The sequence below is a fragment of the Paraburkholderia dipogonis genome (genome assembly GCF_042680985.1).
Classification (GTDB): domain Bacteria; phylum Pseudomonadota; class Gammaproteobacteria; order Burkholderiales; family Burkholderiaceae; genus Paraburkholderia; species Paraburkholderia phytofirmans.
Window position 1 is genome coordinate 104,719 of sequence record NZ_JBHUFR010000006.1, and the last position, 15,483, is coordinate 120,201.

A 15,483-nucleotide genomic window follows, 5' to 3' on the forward strand; every position below is an offset into this window, starting at 1 on the left:
CATCAATCACGAAAGATTTTTCACCGGCCCGCGCATGCGGCGCGCCGGCTTCCACCGATAAGGACCTGCGACATGCACAGAGACACCGTATTTGATCTGATCGGAATCGGCTTCGGACCGTCGAATCTCGCGCTTGCCGTGCGCCTCGCCGAAGAGGCCGGCGTGTCGGACCTCGCGCATTGCTTCATCGAACGTCAGCCGGAATTCGGCTGGCATCGCGGCATGCTGCTCGACGACTGCCGGATGCAGATTTCCTTCCTCAAGGATCTCGTGACAATGCGCGATCCGAAAAGCCGCTTCACGTTCATCAATTATCTGTTCGAGCATGGACGTCTGGCGGATTTCGTCAATCTGAAGAACTTCTATCCGACGCGCGTGGAGTTTCATGATTATCTGAGCTGGGTCGCGGCGTCGTTCGACGATCGCGTGAACTACGGGCAAACCGTGACCGGCATCGAAGCCGTCAGGAGCACGGCGAATACGAGCGACGTCGAAGCGCTGCGGGTTTTCTCGCGCGATAGCGAGGGCCGCGAGTGGCAGCGTGTGACACGGGCGCTGTCGGTCGGCATCGGCGGTGGTCCGCAAGTGCCGGAAGCATTTGCCGCGCTCGGCACGCACAACATCGTGCATTCGTCGCAGTACCTGACGTCCATCGACCGTACCGTCGGACCCGCGGACCGCGCGCGAAAACGCGTGGCGGTGATCGGCGCGGGACAGAGCGCCGCCGAGGTGTTCGTCGATTTGACGCGCCGCTTTCCGCACGTCGATGCGAGCCTCATCATCCGCTCGAGCGCGCTGAAACCTGCCGACGACAGCCCGTTCGTCAACGAGATATTCAGCCCCGCCTTTACCGACATCGTCTACGCGCAGCCGCGCGACGGCCGGCGTTCGCTGATCGAGCGCTTTCGCGACACCAACTACGCGGTGGTCGACCGTCCGCTGATCGAGCAGATCTACGAAATGCTTTATCTGCAGAACCTGTCCGCCGATCCACGGCACCGGTTGCTGGCGAACACCGGCATCGAAACGGCGGTGCGAACGGCGGGCGGGCAGATCGAACTCACGCTGCGTGATCGTCTGAGCGGCCACGCGCGCGCCGAGCAGTTCGACGCGCTCGTGCTCGCGACGGGCTATCGCCGCGACACGCATTTCGACCTGCTGGATGGGCTCGCGCCGCATCTCGGCGATGCGCTTGCACAAGGCAACGTCGAACGCGATTATCGGCTCGCCACGCCGGCGAGTTTCAAGCCGCGCGTTTATCTGCAGGGCTGCTGCGAAGACAGTCATGGGCTCGCCGACACGCTGCTGTCGGTGCTCGCGCTGCGCTCCGACGAAATTGCCACATCGCTTGCACACCACGCGTCGCAGGATCGGTCGGGCGGCCGGACACAACAAGCACAAGAAAACGCGACGAGCGTGGGCCGCATGGCCTTCGCTCTTTAACAGAAAGCGGCTTATTTGGCCGCATAAAAACCTGGGAGCATCGAGAGATGGAGTGGGCAACAGGCACGCGCCGGAGCGCGACCGCCGTTACGGCGAGCGTGGCGTTTTATGCGGCGGCAGCCGCCAGCGCGCAGGCGCAACAGTCGGCGCAACAGCCGGGGCAATCCGATGGCAATGCGCAGCAAGGAGCCCGTAGCGGCCAGCCGGCTGCGACGCAGGCCGCTACGCTGCCATCGATCAGCGTCAACGGCTCGGCCGGCAACGACGGCACGGTGGGCCTGGTTGCCCGCCGTAGCAGCACCGGCACCAAGACCGATACCGCGCTGAAGGAAATTCCGCAGACCATCAATGTCGTCACGGCGCAGCAGATCGAAGAGACCGGCGCAACCAGCATCAACGAGGCGCTGCGCTACATTCCGGGCTTCTCGACCTATGGCGCGGACGTGCGCTCCGACTGGTATTCCGTATTGCGCGGCTTCACGCCGACGGTGTTCGTCGACGGCCTGCAGGTGCCCAATACACTCAATCTCGCGAGCTGGCGTGTCGATCCGTTCATGATCGACAGCATCACCGTGCTGCGCGGCCCGACCTCGGTGCTGTACGGGCAGGGCGATCCGGGTGCGATCATCGACGTGCAAAGCAAGCTTGCCAACGGCGAGCGTATTCGCGAAGTGGAAATGCAGCTGGGCGACTACGCGCGCAAGCAGATCGCATTCGATGTGGGCGACAAGGTCGATCAGGCCGGCACGCTGTCCTATCGTTTCCTCGGCGTGGGACGCGATGGCAATTCGCAGACCGGACCCAATCCGGAGCAGCGCGTGGCATTGGCGCCGTCGGTGAAATGGCAGCCGAACGCAAAGACTTCGCTGACGGTGGAGGCGAGCTATCTGCAGGATTGGGGCGACGCGTCGAATAACTTCCTGCCCGCGCAGGGCACGGTCTTGCCGAATCCGAACGGCAAGATTTCGCCGGACCTGTATACGGGCGACCCCGAGTTCTCGCACTATCGCAAGAAGCAATGGTCGGTGGGTTATCAGTTCGAATACAAGTTCGATCCGGTGTGGACGTTCCGGCAGAATACGCGCTTGATGCACCTCTCGCTCGATCAGGGGCAGGTGTTCGGCGGCGGTCTCGATCCGGCCGATCCGACCGAGGCGTCGCTGCTGCGCTATGTCGGTTTGTATCAGTTGAACTACAGCCGCTTCGATGTCGACAATCAGGCGCTGGCTCGCTTCGGCACCGGTCCGCTCGATCATACGGTGCTGCTCGGCTTCGAATACAACCGGCAGTCGACCACCGATAGCGAATCGATGGCGACCGGTCCGAGTCTGAACATGTATAACCCGGTGTATACGCCGATCACCAACGCGATCTTCAGCGGACCGGACGCGTTCCCGCGCACCGACACGAAGTCGACCATGAATGCGTTCGGCGTGTATGCGCAGGACCAGATCAAGTGGCAGCGCTGGGTGCTGACGCTCGGCGCACGCCAGGACTGGAGCAACACCACGCAGAACGATATCGCCGGTGGCAGCCGTCTCGAACAGAACGATCATGCATTCTCCGGGCGCGTGGGTCTCGTGTATCTCGGCGACTACGGATTGTCGCCGTACATCAGCTACTCGACGTCGTTCAACCCGCTGGTCGGCGTGAAGATCGCCGGCGGCGGCATTGCCGAGCCGACCAAAGGCAAGCAGATCGAAGCCGGTTTGCGCTGGCAGCCGGCCGGCAAGAACCTGATGCTGAACGCCGCGGTTTATCAGATCAATCAGACCAACGTCGTCACGCCGGATTTCGCCATCGACCCGACCGGCGGCACGAGCGTGCAGACCGGCGAGGTACGTTCGCGCGGAATCGAGTTGAGCGGCGTGGGCAATGTCACGCGCAACTTTTCGGTGATCGCCGCGTATGTGTATCAGGACGTGAAGAACATCAAGGCCGGCGACGATACGTTGGGCAAGTGGCCGGTGGATATTCCGCGGCCGCGCCAGATGGCGTCGCTGTGGGGCGACTGGACATGGCACGCCGGCCCGCTGGCAGGTCTCGGGTTTGGCGCGGGCATTCGTTACCAGAGCGGCGCGGCGGGCGCCGCCGACAACTCGCTATACGTGCCGAGCTACACCGTGTACGACGCGGCGGTTCACTACGAAACGCGCAACTGGCGCTTCGCGGTGAACGGCCAGAATATTTTCAATCGCCGGTTCGTGAGCGGTTGCCAGTCCGTGAATACCTGTTTTTACGGGAATCCACGCACGGTGATAGCGACTGCCAGATACGACTGGTAAGCATGTGGCAATGACACACACACAGGAACCCACCATGTCGAAGAAAAAACTCGTTTATATCTGGTCGCTGAGAAACGCGGCCGCCGACAAAGCCGGCCAGGACGTCGCATACAAGAGCGGCACGCGCTACATGAAGTCGGTGCTGGAGTCGCTCGTCGAGGCGCTCAACGACACCGAACTGGGCGATCAGTACTCGCTCGAAAAAGTCATCTACGACGATGACGCCGGCTCCAGCGTCGATCGCGAGAAACTGAAGGAATACGGCTTCGCTTACGAGCCGGGCAAGCGCTGGTTCTATCCGCCGAATCTGCGTGTGCAGGGCAAGCCAGTCAACGATCTGCTGCTCGCAATTCCATCGACATACCGGCGTGAGCCGCTCGATGCGCCGGGACGACCGGCAGGCAAGAGTGCTTTCGAAAAGCATCTGCTCGATACGCTGGTGGCGTTGAAGGCCGATATCGTCGTGCTTGATGGTTTGCTGATCATTCTCGACGAACTGGTTCGGCCGGGTGCGCCGTTCTATCGCAAGATCGTGAACATTCACCCGGGCGTGACGCGCGCCGAGTCGCCGTACGAGCGGCGCGGCGCGTATGCGACGCTCGATGCGCTCTACGGCGCGCGCGGCAAGAAGGTGGTCAACTGGAAGACGATGGAAACCGTGGCGGTCGAACCGCTTTATTTGACGGGCGCATCGTTTCACTATGTCGACAACGGAATCGATTCGGGCGAGGTGATTCACGACGTGCTGAATACCGAAATCGATAAGGACGATACGATCCTTGAACTGCGCTGGAACAATTTCAACCGCAGTCTTTTCCCGGCGTTGAACGAAGGGCTCGCGATAATGGCGGGGCAAAAGGTGCAAGTCGAGGCGTAAGCGGTGGAGCGGCGCGCAGGCGCCGCTATGAAATTATCCGCTTGTGCACGGCGCCGTCGGAGAAGCGCTACTTAACATGCGTCGCATCGGGCTGATTGTTGCTGCTGTGGCGTCGGCGCGCGTTTCTCGCTGCTCAGCCTTCTCGACGCATTGCCGGATATCAAGAAACTGAGCGCGGCAAGCACCCACACGCCGACTCCGCCATAGACCATCACCCAGCCGAACCCTTGCATCAACGCGGCATGCACGACGCTTCCTGATGGGTCTATTTGCGCCAGCGCGGGCATCCCCGTTCTGACCGCTTCGACATCGCCCGCTGCAATCTTCTCCGCGAGTCTGCCGAGCGGCGCGGTGTCGAGCGTCGTCGGCAAGCGCGTCTTCAGACTGGCAAGAATTCCGCCGACCAGGATCGCACCCATCAACGCGATATTGATCGCGAGCGTAATCATCCGCGCACTCATATCGATGCCCGACGCCATGCCCGCCCGTTCCGCGGGAACCGCGGCGGTCGTCGTATTAGTGACGGGCGTATTGGTGAGGCCGAGGCCCGCGCCCGCGATCATGCAACCCGGCAACAGGGTCCATAGGTCGGCATGCGCGGCTCCGCTGCCGTAACGCATCAGCATGAAGCCGAGGCCGATCGTAAACAGGCCGGCAGGTATGGCGATTCCCGAGCCGTAACGCAGTGCGAGACGTTCGCCGAGCGGCGGAAACAGCAGCGTCGGCAGCGTATAAGCGAGCAATGCCAGTCCGGCGCTCACGCTGTCGTAGCCGAGGCCGATCTGGAAATAGATCGGCAGATAGATCATGAACGGCCAGAAGCTGAAGTTCATGCCCGCTGAGCCCATGAGTGCGCCGGAAAACTGCGGAATCCTGAACACGGAAAAGTCGAACATCGGCCGCGTATTGAGTTTTTCGGCAGACAGAAAAGCCATGAAGGCGACCAACGTCGCCGCGATAATGAAGAGCGCACGCGGACTGCTGAATCCAAGCGCCGGAACCTGTGTGATGAAATACACGAGCCCGAACACCGCCAACGACAACGTGACGATGCCGGCAACGTCGAGCGTATGCGCGTGCGGGTCGCGCGATTCCTGCACGCCGCTGAAAACGAGCGTCAAGGTGACGACAGCGAGCAGCGCGTGCACCCAGAAGACCCAGTGCCAACTCGACAATGCCACGATGGTCCCCCCGATGATCGGCCCAAACCCGAGTCCGATACCGAAGATGATGCCCCACGCGCTGAATGCGCGAGCGCGTTCGGGGCCTTCGTTGAACTGATGCGATAGCACGGCCACCTGGCAGATCAGCATGGCGCCGCCGCTCGCGCCTTGCAACAGGCGCGCGACGATCAGCGTCGGCACGCTTTGCGCGAGTCCGCAGATCAGCGAGGTGATGCCGAACAGCGCGATGCCGATAACGAAGATGCGCCGGCGGCCGAAGCGGTCCGCCAGCGTGCCGGTCGCCATCAATACGGTGGTCACTGCGAGCGTGTAGGCGTTCATGATCCACTGCATGCCTTTGAAGTCGCCGTGCAGTACGCGTTCGAGCGTCGGGAGGATCACCGGCACGCTGGAGATTTCGAGGCCGAACATCAGCGAGGCGAGGCACACAGCGCCCAACGCCAAAGTGTTTTTGCGGAGCGAGAGAAAAGTGGCGGGTTGCGGGGTCTTGTCGCTCGTAACCGTTCGTGCGCGATGCGCTTCGCGCGAAGTCAGTTGACGCCCGACTGCTGCGTTTGTGCTGGGCTGTTCTTCACGCCGTGGCGGCGCGATCGGGTCATGGGACATGGAATTTCACCTCGTTAGTCGATGGGCTCGCCCACCATGGACTGTGTAATATAGGGGGAATTCAGGTCCCTATTGACGCGTAAGAATCCCGGAAATGCGTCTCCAGGGGAACCAACAGGGTAAACAGATGAGCGACATCCTCGATGGTGTGACGACGTTCGTGCGCGTGGTGGAAACAGGCAGTTTTGCGCTTGCGGCGGAGCGGATGAACCTGACGCGCTCGGCGGTCGGCAAAGTGATCGTGCGGCTGGAGAAGCGCCTCGGCGTTCGCCTGCTCAATCGGACGACGCGCAGCCAAAGCCTTACCGAAGACGGGCAGGCTTATTACGACCGCTGTGTGCGCGCACTGGCCGAGCTCGAAGCCGCGGAGGCTGATCTCGACTCCGGCCGTCGCGAGCCCCAAGGCCGTTTGCGCGTGAGCGTGCCGCAGGCATTCGGTCACTACTGCGTGGCGCCGGTGCTGCTCGGACTTGCGCGCAAGCATCCGCAATTGAAGATCGATATTTCGATTACCGACCGTTTCGTCGACGTGATCGAAGAGGGTTTCGATCTCGTGGTGCGCGTGGGCCCGCTCGCCGACAGCGTGAGTCTCGCCGCGCGCAAGCTCGGCATGCAGCACGCGAGTATCGGCGCCGCGCCGGCGTATCTGGCGCGTCATGGCACGCCACGCAACGTGGAGGAGTTACGCGGCCACGCTGTGATCGCCTACTTGCGAGCAGGGTCGGCGCAGCCGTGGGATGTGGTCGATGTCGACGGGCAAATCCGCCGCGCGCAGGTTCAGCCGCAGCTCGGTTTCGACGACATGAAGGGGATCGTGGATGCCGCTCTCGCCGGCTTTGGCCTCGCGTGGCTGCCGAGTTGGCTACTGGCCCGTTATGAGAAAACAGGCGAGCTGGTGACGGTAATGGAGGATTGTTTCCGGCCCGCTCAGGAGATTCACCTGGTGTGGCCGAAGAGTCGCTATCTGGCGCTGAAAACGCGCTGTGCGATCGATGCGCTGGTCGCGGAGATTCCCGCCATGATCGGGACGCCCGTCGCGGGCGCCCCACGTTCACGCGATGCTTAGAACTGCAGCGTTGCGCTGGCCACTGCAGTGCGCGTCGCCGACGGCGCCACGTAGTAGCCCCACGCCGTCGTCCAGTAACGGCGATTGAACAGGTTGTTGATGCCCGCGCGGAACGTCACGTCCTTGCCGGCGATCTTCGTCTCGTAACGGCCGCTCAAATCGAACGTGGTGTAAGCCGGCACGAACTGCGTGTTCTGTGCGTCGACCGCCTGGTTGCCGACGTACTTGCCGCCGAACGCCAGCGTCAGCGGACGCAGATACGACGGGTTGTATTCGATCCGGCCCGTCACGGTGAAGCGCGGCGCGCCGTAGATGCGCTTGCCTTCCACGGTCGGATCGTTCACGTCCATGGCCTTCGTGTCGAGCCACATCACGCCGCCCAGCATGCGCCACTCGCTCGTGAGCGCGAGCCAGCCGCTCGCGTCGAGGCCTTGATAACGCTTGGTGCCGTCCTGCACGAAGATGTTGTCGACGTTCGTGTAGTTGTAGCCCTGATCGACGCGGAACAGCGCGAGGTTGGCGCCCCACTTGGCGTGATCGGTTTTGAAGCCGACTTCGTACTGCTTGCTGCGCAGCGGGCCGAACGTGTCCGGGTAGTTGAGGTTAGTGTTCGACGCCGCGCCGCCCTGTTCCAGCGACTCCACGTAGCTCGCGTACAGCGTGGAGTACGGATCGGTCTTGAACATCAGCGCGAAGGTCGGTGTGACCGGGTCCGCCTGGTATTGCGACGACACCGCGCCGCTCGGGTCGTACACGTGCTGCTGATATTGCGTATAGCGCACGCCGACCAGCGCCGACAGACGCGACGTGAGTTGCACGGTATCGCTCGCGTACACGGAGGCTTGCGTGGTGCGCTGCTGACGGTACAGGTCCGAGCCGATGCTGACTTCGTCGTTGGTCAGCAAGGTGCTGGCGTACAGATTGCCGTTGCCGAGGAAATAGCCTTCGTTCCAACCCGTGCTGTTGCTGTACTCACTGGTTTGCGTCAGAAAGCCCGCGCCTACCACCACGTCGTGCTTGATGCTGCCCGTGTTGAAATGGCCTTGCACCATGCCGTCGACGTTCTGATAGAAGTAGCGCGTCATGGCCGCATAGAGCGTGTTCGAGTAGTTGCCCGCGGCGTCGGAGACGAACAGGAAACTATCCGAATTGGTGCGGTTCTCCTTGGCGAAGCGGTACTTGATGCTCGCATGCCAGTTTTCGGAGATGCGGTAATCCAGGCCCGTGCCGAACGAGGCCATCTCGGTCTCGTAGTAGTTCTGCGGTTGCGTGAGCGCGTGGGTGACTTTGCTCGCGTCGGGAATGCCGCCGGCGTCGGCGCCGAACATCAGGCCGAACAGCGTGCCGTTGGTTCTGCGCTTCTGATAGAAGGCGTCGGCGCTCCACGTCAGGTCCGGCGTGATGCGGAAGTCGAACGCGAGCGACGCGACCTGGCGGCGCACGTGGCCGTGATCTTCGGCGGTGTTGCCGTTTTCGTTGGCGAGGTTCAGGCGATAGCCGAAACGGTCGTCATTGCCGAAGCGGCCGCCCAGATCCACCGCCTCGCTGAACACGCCGGCCGACTTGTAGCCGACCGAGATGCTGCGGTACGGCGTGTCGGTGGGGCGCTTCAACACGTAGTTCACGATGCCGCCCGGCGAGCCGAAGCCGTACATGAAGCCCGACAGGCCCTTGAGCAATTCGACCTGCTCGAACGGTTCGAGCGAGAGGTCGGTATCCCACGACGGGAAAGTCTGACCGTCCACCTTGATGCTGTTCAGCGTGTCGATCGGCATGCCGCGCACGGTGAACATCGAATTTTCGCTGACACCGTTATCGCTGATTACCGAGACCGCCGGATCGTACTTGTACAGATCGTTGGCGGTTGTCGCGAACAGGTCCTGCGCCTCGTCGCTCGTCACGACGTGGGTCGAGAACGGCGTGTCCACCTGCTTGCGCGAACCCAGCGCGCCCGCGCTGACCGTGTCGGCCTGGGCCACAGTGGTGTCTTTTGCCGCCGAGACGCTCACGGCCGGCAGCGTCGCGCCGGCGTCGCTGGCCGCGACCTGCGCCCAGCCCGAAGTCGACAGCGTGGAAATCGTCAAACCGACGCTGGCTAGAAGCCCCGCGCTCAGCAGCGAGGGAGTGCGGCGTTGGCCGCGCACAAACGCCGGTCGGCCGGCGACAAAGAATTTCTGCATGTTGTTCGAATTGGACAGGATGACGCCGGTCGCGCACCTGGAACGGCGCGGAGAGGCTTCATCGGAAGCGAGTGGTTGGAGTAATCGAAACGTAAGAACGCGGCTGCGTGCAAATGGTAATGCATCTGATTCGCATTAACAATATATTTGTCGCGGGTCGTTAGTCATCTATAAGACATCTGTCATAAGACGCAGCTAAATCTGCTGAAAGCCTTATCTGGCGGGGCTCGACCCTGTGAGCGACGTTTCCGCGATATGTTTGTTTAGCAGCGAGTAGAGGAAAACACGCATATACTCACGGCTTGGCCGTAGAAAGTAGTGCCGTGCGTCGCGCCGCAATGTTGTTTTGCCGCAACGCGCCGGTCGGCACCGCCCAACGCTCTGTCTAACACTTCACCTAGCAAAGCACCGAACATGTCCACACCGCCGAAGATCATCTACACCCTGACCGACGAAGCGCCTGCTCTGGCGACTTACTCGCTGCTGCCGATCGTGAAGGCGTTCACGCGCTCGTCCGACGTGATCGTCGAAACGCGCGATATTTCGCTTGCCGGCCGGATCATCGCTGCATTCCCCGATTACCTGAGCGCGGAACAGAAGGGTCCCGACGATCTGGCGGAACTGGGTGGACTCAGCACGCGTCCGGAAGCGAATGTCATCAAGCTGCCGAACATCAGCGCGTCGGTGCCGCAACTGAAGGCCGCGATCACCGAACTGCGCGATCAGGGCTACAAGCTGCCGGCGTATCCGGACGTTGCTAACACCGACGCCGAAAAAGACGTCAAGGCGCGCTACGACAAGATCAAGGGCAGCGCGGTCAACCCGGTGCTGCGCGAAGGCAATTCGGACCGCCGCGCGCCGCTGTCGGTCAAGAACTACGCACGCAAGCATCCGCACAAGATGGGCGCGTGGAGCGCGGACTCGAAGTCGCACGTCGCGCACATGAGCGGCGGCGATTTCTACGGCAGCGAAAAGTCGGCGCTGATCGGCGCAGCCGGTTCGGTGAAGATCGAACTGACGGCCGCAGACGGTTCGAAGACGGTCCTCAAAGAAAAGACGGCCGTGCAGGCAGGCGAGATCATCGACGCTTCGGTGCTGTCGAAGAACGCGCTGCGCAGCTTCATCGAAGCGGAAATCGCCGACGCGAAGGCCAAGGGCGTGCTGTTCTCGGTGCACCTGAAAGCCACCATGATGAAGGTGTCGGATCCGATCATCTTCGGCCACGTGGTGTCGGTATTCTACAAAGACGTGCTGACCAAGCACGCCGACGCGCTGGCGCAAGCCGGCTTCAACCCGAACAACGGTATCGGCGATCTGTACGCGCGCCTGAAAGACCTGCCGGCTGAAACGGTCGCCGCGATCGAAGCCGACATCAAGGCGCAATACGAACAGCGTCCGCAACTGGCCATGGTCAATTCGGACAAGGGCATCACCAGCCTGCACGTGCCGAGCGACGTGATCGTCGACGCGTCCATGCCGGCCATGATCCGCGAGTCGGGCAAGATGTGGGGCGCGGACGGGGCGCTGCACGACGCCAAGGCCGTGATTCCGGACCGCTGCTACGCAGGCGTTTATCAGGCAGTGATCGAAGACTGCAAGAAGCACGGCGCGTTCGATCCGGTCACGATGGGCACGGTGCCGAACGTCGGCCTGATGGCGCAAGCGGCTGAAGAATACGGCTCACACGACAAGACGTTCCAGATTCCGGCGAACGGGGTGGTTCGCGTGACGGACGCAGCCGGCGCGGTGCTGATCGAACAGCAAGTGGAAGCGGGCGACATCTGGCGCATGTGCCAGACCAAGGACGCGCCGGTTCAGGACTGGGTCAAGCTCGCGGTCAACCGCGCCCGCGCCACCAACACGCCGGCCGTGTTCTGGCTGGACGCGGCGCGCGCACACGACGCGCAGATCATCAAGAAGGTCGAGCAGTACTTGAAAAACCACGACACCACCGGTCTGGACATTCGCGTCATGACGCCGGTCGAAGCGACCAGATTCTCGATCGAGCGTATTCGCGCCGGCAAGGACACGATTTCGGTGACCGGCAACGTGCTGCGCGACTACCTGACCGACCTGTTCCCGATCATGGAACTGGGCACGAGCGCGAAGATGCTGTCGATCGTCCCGCTGATGGCCGGTGGCGGCATGTTCGAAACCGGCGCGGGCGGTTCGGCGCCCAAGCACGTTCAGCAACTGGTCGAAGAAGGTTTCCTGCGTTGGGATTCGCTCGGTGAATTCCTGGCGTTGGCCGCGTCGCTCGAACATTTGAGCAGTGCGTATCACAACCCGAAGGCACAGGTTCTGGCCAAGACGCTGGATCAGGCAACCGGAAAGTTCCTCGACAACGACAAGTCGCCGGCGCGCAAGGTTGGCGGCATCGACAATCGCGGCAGCCACTTCTACCTCGCGCTGTACTGGGCGGAAGCACTGGCCGCGCAAACCGAAGACGCGGCGTTGCAGGCGCAATTCGCCGGCGTGGCGAAGGCACTGGCTGAGAACGAAGCGAAGATCGTCGAAGAACTGGCTGCGGCACAAGGCAAGCCGGTGGATATTGGCGGTTACTATCGTCCGAATGTCGAACTGACGAGCAAGGCCATGCGCCCGAGCGCCACGCTGAACAAGATCGTGGACGCGATTGCTTAAGGCGCTGACGCCGTAAGCTGCACAGAAGCAGGCGGTAAACATGACGATGGCGCTTTCGAGCGCCATCGTCGTTTCTGCGCCAACGTGGACAACGGCCAAACCGGCCATCACACGTGAACGATTTCCCAATCGCTGAGTTTTTCTGGAATCTCGAGTGTCGACGTGTCGTCGCCTTCCGAGAGATGCGGGCAGATCAAGCCGCGCGCGAGGTCGTCCGCCGCCTGCTGCGGGCTGGCGAATTCACCGAGCGTTTCGTTGCCGTAGGTTGCTTCCCAGCCGTCCTGGCCCGGCAAAATATAGAAAGCACCCTGATTCGAACCGAAGCGAAAGCCTTTCATTTTTAGTCTCCCAATACCATTTAAAAACCGCGGCGCCGTGGCGCTTCGTTTCAGAGGTTGGGATTCTTCAGACATTGTTTTGTCTCTTCCCACTCCGCTCGACTGCTGAAGCGCCGGCTCTTGTAAAAGAGTCTACGTCAGCAGGCAGCGGCGCAAGTGGCTGTTGGATGCCTTGTTGCGTCAAAAATTATCGTTTATAAATAAAGGCTTATCTTGTTTGTTTCGCGATGTGCAACGTGGGGCGACATTGCGAAATGCCGAATTTGTGCCACGCACCACGATTTTTTACGAGGCGCGCGGTCGTTCCGCATCGTGAAATATTGAGGGTTTTGTGCGACCGTTGTGCTGCAGCGAGGCGGCCAGGTGGCGCAGCGAGCGCCGCCGCTTCGATCAATCCGCAATCCGCCGCAAGAAATCCAGCACCACGCGATTGAATTGCGCCGGCCGTTGCAGCGGCGCGAAATGGCTTACGCCGGGCAGCAGGATCAATTCGGCGCTGGGAATGCTGCGGGCGAGATAGTCCGCGTGTTCCGGCTTGATGAACTCGTCGTGCTCGCTTTGTACGATCGCGACCGGCACGCGAACCTTGGCCAGATCGTCGGCAGAGTAGTTGGGCTCGGTTTTCATCATCGCGCTGACCGCGCCGACGAATGCCTCGAAGTCGTCCGGTGTCGCCGATAGCTGCGCGTAGTCTTTGGCGTGGCGGCTGAAGCAGCGCTCGATCGCGGGCGTCGGCACAAATGGCTTGGTGCCGCTCGGGTCCATATTGCAGCCGAAGAAGAACACGCCCGCTACGCGCTCAGGGGCGGTCGCGCCCAATACCATCGCGACGCAGGCGCCGTCGCTCCAGCCCACCAGCGCGGCGCGTTCGAGTTGCAGTGTGTTCATGACGGCCAGCACGTCGGAGGCCATCAGCTCGTAGCGGTAGGGCCGCGCGTCGCGGGTGCTGCGGCCGTGGCCGCGGCTGTCGACGACCACCACGCGACGCCCCGCATCGAGCAGCGCCGGAACCTGGTAGCCCCAATTGCCGCTGTGTCCGAGACCGCCGTGCAGCAGAACTACCGGCGCGCCGACGCCATACGAGGCGTACCAGATGCGCGCGCCTTCGTGCTCGACGTAGCCTTCGTCCGCCGGGACCGGCAGCGGCGCAGTGCCGTGGGCTTCGAAGCGTTCGAGGTCGTCGTCCTGCGAATGGGTGGAGGGTTCCATTGCCGTTGTCTCCGCTGTGTCGACCAGAGGTGGCGCTTTTAGCGCGCTACTCCGGTCCCATGCAACATGGCTGCGTTGGGAATTCGCTAGGTTGCCAGCGTTGCCACCAGAAGATCAACAGACCTACGACATTTTGCATTCGGGCGGTGTGGGCACGTCTTCCTTCGTCCCCACACGGCTCTTTTTAGTGACGCGGCTGTCCGAGCCCGGTCTGTGCCGCCGGACTGCCGCCCGTCGCGCCCACTGCGAGCTTTCTGCGCGGCGCGGGGAACACGACCAGCATCAACACGACGCCCGCGAGCAAAACAACAGCCAGTCCGATCAATCCATATTGCGCGCTGCCGGTCTGCGTCTTGACCCAGCCGACGAACGCCGGACTTACGAACCCGCCGGTGCCGCCGAGACTCGTGATCATCGCAATACCGCCCGCCGCCGACGAGCGCGGCAGGAAGGTCTGCGGAATCGTCCAGAACACCACGAACGACCCATACGACGCCGCTGCGGCAAGCGCCAGCAGCCCGACGCCGAGCGTGACGTTATGGCCGGCGGCGGGCAACAAGGCAAACGCCAGCGCGGTCACGCAGGCGCTCACCGCGACGTGCCAGCGCCGCTCCATGGTCCGGTCCGAGCTGGCGCCCACCACATAGGTCCCAAGCGCCGCCGCGATGAACACCAGCGCCGACAACAGGCCCACGTCCAGCACGTTGGCGACGCCCAGATCGCGGATGATGGTGGGCGCCCAGAAACCGATCGCATTGAACGGCATCATCACCGCGAAGTAGACGAGCGCCGCGAGATAAACGCGCGGGTTGGCGAGCGCGCCGCGCAGTCCGTCGAGATGGCCGGTCTGTTTCGCCTTTTCGTCGGCGGCGAGTTCACGTGAGACCAGCGCTTTCTCATGCTCGTCGAGCCAGCTCACATCGTCCGGCTTGTCGCCGAGCAGGAGGAAGGCGACGATGCCGAGCGTCACCGCCGGCACGCCTTCGAGCAGGAACAGCCACTGCCAGCCGGGCAAGCCGCCCACGCCGGCCAGCCGCGTCATGATGAACCCGGACATCGGGCCGCCGACAATCCCGGCCACCGCCGTCGCCATCATCAGGAAGGCGGTGACGCGAGCGCGCCGCGCGCCCGGAAACCAGCAGCTCAGATAAAAGATGATGCCGGGGAAGAAGCCCGCTTCAGTCACGCCGAGCAGGAAGCGCATGGCGTAGAACTGCGTCGGCGTGCGCACGAACATCATCAGACTCGACACCAGCCCCCACGCGAACATGATGCGTAGAAGCGTGCGGCGTGCGCCGATACGCTGCATCCACAGATTGCTCGGCACTTCAAAGAGCACGTAGCCGATGAAGAAAAGCCCCGCGCCCAGACCATATGTCGACTCCGAAAAATCGAGGTCGTGCATGAACTGAAGCTTGGCAAAGCTGATGTTGACGCGGTCGATATAGCTGATCACGTAGCAGAGAAACAGCAACGGAATCAGCCGGAAAAAGATCTTGCGATAAGTGCGTTCGACGTCGACGGACGTGTTGTCGCCGGATGTCGATGCGTCTGAATGCGAATAGCCGTGCATGATGGTCTCGCGCGAAAAATGCCAACTGCGGTGAGCGTCGCCGTGTCTGTCGTTACGTGCTGCCACATGTCGCGCAATA

At 62.2% G+C, this 15,483-nt stretch carries 10 protein-coding genes; 5 read left to right on the forward strand and 5 right to left on the reverse strand.

Going from position 1 to position 15,483, the window contains the following annotated elements; all coding sequences use genetic code 11:
- Positions 1-72: 72 nt before the first annotated feature.
- From ACFSNN_RS05130 to ACFSNN_RS05140, 3 genes are read left to right on the forward strand one after another with little or no spacing between them, the layout of a single operon-like run.
- Positions 73-1,443, forward strand: coding sequence for a lysine N(6)-hydroxylase/L-ornithine N(5)-oxygenase family protein (locus tag ACFSNN_RS05130; protein ID WP_134460452.1), 1,371 nt, complete (start codon positions 73-75; stop codon positions 1,441-1,443).
- A gap of 47 nt (positions 1,444-1,490) precedes the next feature.
- The gene (locus ACFSNN_RS05135) at positions 1,491-3,728 is read left to right on the forward strand and encodes a TonB-dependent siderophore receptor (protein ID WP_134460449.1); all 2,238 of its coding nucleotides are present in this window, start codon (positions 1,491-1,493) and stop codon (positions 3,726-3,728) included.
- Positions 3,729-3,762: 34 nt separating this feature from the next.
- Positions 3,763-4,605, forward strand: a complete 843-nt coding sequence (locus ACFSNN_RS05140) for a N(5)-hydroxyornithine transformylase PvdF (RefSeq protein WP_134460446.1) — start codon at positions 3,763-3,765, stop codon at positions 4,603-4,605.
- Positions 4,606-4,676: 71 nt separating this feature from the next.
- Here ACFSNN_RS05140 and ACFSNN_RS05145 read toward each other — a convergent pair whose 3' ends face one another.
- Positions 4,677-6,395 carry an MFS transporter gene (locus tag ACFSNN_RS05145; protein WP_377688949.1) on the reverse strand — a complete coding sequence of 573 codons (1,719 nt, stop codon included), beginning with the start codon at positions 6,393-6,395 and terminating at the stop codon, positions 4,677-4,679.
- A gap of 127 nt (positions 6,396-6,522) precedes the next feature.
- Here ACFSNN_RS05145 and ACFSNN_RS05150 point away from each other — a divergent pair, with 127 nt between their 5' ends.
- A complete protein-coding gene (locus tag ACFSNN_RS05150) occupies positions 6,523-7,461 on the forward strand; it encodes a LysR family transcriptional regulator (protein ID WP_134460443.1) in 939 nt (312 codons plus the stop codon).
- Here the strand turns inward: ACFSNN_RS05150 and ACFSNN_RS05155 are convergent.
- Positions 7,458-9,641, reverse strand: a complete 2,184-nt coding sequence (locus ACFSNN_RS05155) for a TonB-dependent siderophore receptor (RefSeq protein ID WP_134460440.1) — start codon at positions 9,639-9,641, stop codon at positions 7,458-7,460. The two genes, ACFSNN_RS05150 and ACFSNN_RS05155, sit on opposite strands and share 4 nt — an antisense overlap.
- A 414-nt stretch (positions 9,642-10,055) precedes the next feature.
- Here ACFSNN_RS05155 and ACFSNN_RS05160 point away from each other — a divergent pair, with 414 nt between their 5' ends.
- Positions 10,056-12,284 (forward strand): NADP-dependent isocitrate dehydrogenase, encoded by a 2,229-nt coding sequence (locus ACFSNN_RS05160; RefSeq protein ID WP_134460437.1) that lies wholly within the window; start codon positions 10,056-10,058, stop codon positions 12,282-12,284.
- 107 nt (positions 12,285-12,391) lie between these two features.
- On the opposite strand, the gene ACFSNN_RS05165 is transcribed toward ACFSNN_RS05160, so the two are convergent.
- From ACFSNN_RS05165 to ACFSNN_RS05175, 3 genes are all read right to left on the reverse strand, one after another.
- Positions 12,392-12,622 (reverse strand): hypothetical protein, encoded by a 231-nt coding sequence (locus tag ACFSNN_RS05165; protein ID WP_106300262.1) that lies wholly within the window; start codon positions 12,620-12,622, stop codon positions 12,392-12,394.
- A gap of 390 nt (positions 12,623-13,012) precedes the next feature.
- Complete coding sequence (locus ACFSNN_RS05170) at positions 13,013-13,831, reverse strand: alpha/beta fold hydrolase (protein ID WP_134460434.1); 819 nt, start codon at positions 13,829-13,831, stop codon at positions 13,013-13,015.
- Positions 13,832-14,015: 184 nt separating this feature from the next.
- Complete coding sequence (locus ACFSNN_RS05175; protein ID WP_134460431.1) at positions 14,016-15,404, reverse strand: MFS transporter; 1,389 nt, start codon at positions 15,402-15,404, stop codon at positions 14,016-14,018.
- Between the last annotated feature and the right edge of the window lie 79 nt (positions 15,405-15,483).

Excerpts from the sequence above, each read along its gene's own strand:
- ACFSNN_RS05130 (WP_134460452.1), top strand. The coding sequence starts at position 73 with ATGCACAGAGACACCGTATTTGATCTGATCGGAATCGGCTTCGGACCG.
- ACFSNN_RS05135 (WP_134460449.1), top strand. The coding sequence starts at position 1,491 with ATGGAGTGGGCAACAGGCACGCGCCGGAGCGCGACCGCCGTTACGGCG.
- ACFSNN_RS05140 (WP_134460446.1), top strand. The coding sequence starts at position 3,763 with ATGTCGAAGAAAAAACTCGTTTATATCTGGTCGCTGAGAAACGCGGCC.
- ACFSNN_RS05145 (WP_377688949.1), bottom strand. The coding sequence starts at position 6,395 with ATGTCCCATGACCCGATCGCGCCGCCACGGCGTGAAGAACAGCCCAGC.
- ACFSNN_RS05150 (WP_134460443.1), top strand. The coding sequence starts at position 6,523 with ATGAGCGACATCCTCGATGGTGTGACGACGTTCGTGCGCGTGGTGGAA.
- ACFSNN_RS05155 (WP_134460440.1), bottom strand. The coding sequence starts at position 9,641 with ATGCAGAAATTCTTTGTCGCCGGCCGACCGGCGTTTGTGCGCGGCCAA.
- ACFSNN_RS05160 (WP_134460437.1), top strand. The coding sequence starts at position 10,056 with ATGTCCACACCGCCGAAGATCATCTACACCCTGACCGACGAAGCGCCT.
- ACFSNN_RS05165 (WP_106300262.1), bottom strand. The coding sequence starts at position 12,622 with ATGAAAGGCTTTCGCTTCGGTTCGAATCAGGGTGCTTTCTATATTTTG.
- ACFSNN_RS05170 (WP_134460434.1), bottom strand. The coding sequence starts at position 13,831 with ATGGAACCCTCCACCCATTCGCAGGACGACGACCTCGAACGCTTCGAA.
- ACFSNN_RS05175 (WP_134460431.1), bottom strand. The coding sequence starts at position 15,404 with ATGCACGGCTATTCGCATTCAGACGCATCGACATCCGGCGACAACACG.